The following is a 1,998-nucleotide window of genomic DNA, read 5'->3' as shown; positions in this document are numbered from 1 at the left end:
AGGTTGGCGAAGCGCAGCAGGTAGTTGTCGGGCTGGCCGCGCATGGCCGTCGCGGCCGTCCACAGCGGGGCGAAGCCGAGCGCGAGCGAATCGGCGCCGTCCGCGGGTTCGTCGTACCAGTCCCACAGCACGGAACTCACGGCGTGCTCGCTCCAGATGCCGGGGCGGCCTTCGTCCTCTACGTCCTGCTCCATGTCCATCGACAGCAGCACCGTCTGGCTCGCGCCGCGCGCCCCGGTGTCCACGTATTCCGGGTTCTGCGCCACCGCCGCCGCAAAGAAATTCGCCCACCCCTCGGACCACGCCAGCCGCGGGTCCAGCTCGTCGCCGGAGCTGTGCTCGCCGGCGGGGCTGTCGTCGCGGCTGAAGCTGGAAAGCAGAAAGTGCCCGTACTCGTGGGCGATCACGTGGTCGTCGTACTCGTCGCTGTCGCGCGTGCGCAGGCCGTTCACGTACGCCACGCCGTCTTCTTCATCAAAGTAGGTGCCCCGCGCGTGCAGCGTGTCCCAGCGCACCTGCAGCCGCGGCAGCTTGATGGCGGGGTCGGCGCTCCGCACCAGCGCGTTGGCCCGGGCGATCACCATGGCGATGTTGAAGGCGCCCGCCACCCGCCCGCTGTCCCTGGCCATCACGTCGCGCCTGACGGTTCGGGCGCGGCCGGGGGTGAACGGCTCGCTGCTGGTGGACCACTCCAGCCGGTCGCGCACGCGCGTCACCCGCGTGTTTTCCGTCTGCGCCAGCGCGCGGATGGTCACGGCGCCCTCCACCGGGCGGGGCACGTCGATGCTGTACGCGCCCGCCGAGTCGGTGAACGCGCTCCCCAGAATGCCCCGCCCGGGCGAGGACAGCACCTGCACGCGGATGCCCGCCGCGGGCCGGGGCACGGGGCGGGCGAGGTCCAGCCCCTTCTTGCCCGGCAGCACCTTCTCGTACCGCACGGTGCCGCGAAAGGTGGTTTGCGCCGCGGCCTCCGCCGTCCATCCGGCGGTCGCCGCCAGCGCGGCGAGCAGCATCGCCAGCCGGGCGGCGCGTGGCATCACCATCATCGGCACGGGCGGGGTGCGGGGACGGGCGCGGAAGGGCGGGGCAGGGAACGGGCTCGGCGTGTCATCGGCATCCATCACCATCGTGCGCGCGCTTGGGTTGGCCGTGCAATCTGCGGATTGCACAAGCCGTGTCAAACCCGGCGCACGCGCCGATGGTTCCGCGAATCATCAACCCGACGGCCAGTTCACGCGGGGGACGCGGGAGACGCGGGGAACCGCACGGGGACGGGCATGCTCCGCCCGGCACGCAACGAGGCGCCTCCCGGCCTGGGAGGCGCCTCGTTGTCATCTCTCATGCTCGCGAGCAGTTACGCGCAGCCAACGCAGGTGAGCTGGCGCGTGCACGGATAGAAGCGAGTTTCGGGGTCGATGGGCTCCGTCACCACGGGGTTCGGCTCGAGCACCGGATCGGTGGTCTCGGGGAAAGGCTCCCTGAGGAACGACTGCACCTCGAGCGAGTTCGGGTCCAGGCGCTTGGCGTGCTCCGTTGTGCGGGGTGCGGGGACGCGCGGAGATCAGGCCCAGGTGCAGGCCGGGTTGACGAACGTGTCCGGCTCCAGGCACTTGTAGCCGCACGACGGCACCGTGTCATCGGTGTTGTAGCAGATCCAGCAGTACGAGCGCGGGCCGTACTGGCCGGTGTCGGACGGCTCGGCCACTTCGGTCACCGGGGCGACCGAAAAGGACTGTACCTCGAGCGAGTCGGGATCAAGACGCATGGCGGGTTCTCCGAGTGTGGGGAAGGGTGTGCAGGAGACTCTACGCCGCTGATCGCACGATGTCAATCCTGTCGTGAAAAGGTAAGTTGATGGGCGCAGCCCCGTCGGAAGGGTCCAGCCGTTCATCAACCCCGCAACAAAAGCGCTCCCGGCCACCTCGCCGGGAGCGCTCAACCATCCCCACCAGAAGGACAGCGTTCCAGAAGATGTACGGAGGTCACGGGGACGAGCGC

General features: G+C 69.8%; 2 protein-coding genes. Both read right to left on the bottom strand.

The window, feature by feature from the left end; all coding sequences use genetic code 11:
- Positions 1 to 1,037: ImmA/IrrE family metallo-endopeptidase (locus VF665_RS01830; protein ID WP_331051694.1), on the bottom strand; the 1,037-nt coding region annotated here is incomplete at its 3' end.
- Positions 1,038 to 1,561: 524 nt separating this feature from the next.
- Positions 1,562 to 1,765 (bottom strand): hypothetical protein, encoded by a 204-nt coding sequence (locus VF665_RS01825; RefSeq protein ID WP_331051693.1) that lies wholly within the window; start codon positions 1,763 to 1,765, stop codon positions 1,562 to 1,564.
- Positions 1,766 to 1,998 lie beyond the last annotated feature (233 nt).

It is taken from the genome of Longimicrobium sp. (genome assembly GCF_036387355.1).
Lineage (GTDB): Bacteria > Gemmatimonadota > Gemmatimonadetes > Longimicrobiales > Longimicrobiaceae > Longimicrobium.
The sequence above is the reverse complement of the archived record's forward strand: the minus strand, read 5'-3'. Positions and strand labels throughout refer to the sequence as shown.